Source organism: Roseateles sp. P5_B10 (assembly GCF_056400485.1).
In genome coordinates, this window is sequence record NZ_JBFULE010001693.1 from 1 (window position 1) to 552 (window position 552).

The 552-nt window shown below is 67.0% G+C and carries 1 protein-coding gene and 1 pseudogene; both read right to left on the reverse strand.

The window, feature by feature from the left end; all coding sequences use genetic code 11:
- The coding region (locus AC1DU6_RS35375; protein WP_477863257.1) for an FAD/NAD(P)-binding protein at positions 1 to 241 on the reverse strand (241 nt) is incomplete at its 3' end.
- A gap of 34 nt (positions 242 to 275) precedes the next feature.
- Positions 276 to 552, reverse strand: a pseudogene (locus AC1DU6_RS35380) (cytosine deaminase); the annotation flags it as partial.

The following is a 552-nucleotide window of genomic DNA, read 5'->3' on the forward strand; positions in this document are numbered from 1 at the left end:
GCCATTCAACAAAGCCGTCATCGTCGGCACCGAGCCCGCCCATCTTGTAAGCGGGAACGTTGATGCGGTGCCACTTGGCCTTGGCGGAATAGGCGAGCCCACGTCCGAAGGCGCCGTCGCGATCCAGCACGGTGATCGTCCCGATCTGCGGCAGCTTGGAAAGGATAAGCGCGGCAAACGCGCCGGCCACGCCGCCGCCGATGACGGCAACACGCAGCGAATGGGGAGAGACTGATGTCATGCTGCCGGACGAGGCGCGGGTGGGGGTCGAGAGATCATGTCGGCGGCGCGTAGGCGGCCGGATCGACCGATGTTGGGCGGCCATCGAGCGCGAGCCGGCCGATCCGCGCGGGCGTTTCGGCGATCACCTTGCCGCGGCGCACGACCGCGAGCCGCGTTGCCTTCAGGCGGATCGCTTCGATGGGATCGTGCGCCTGCAGCAGCACGAGGTCGCCGTTGCAGCCGACATCGAGGCCGTAGCCATCGAGGCCCATGATCTTTGCCGGATTGGTGGTGACCGTATCGAAGCAGAAACGCATCGCGTCGCGGCCG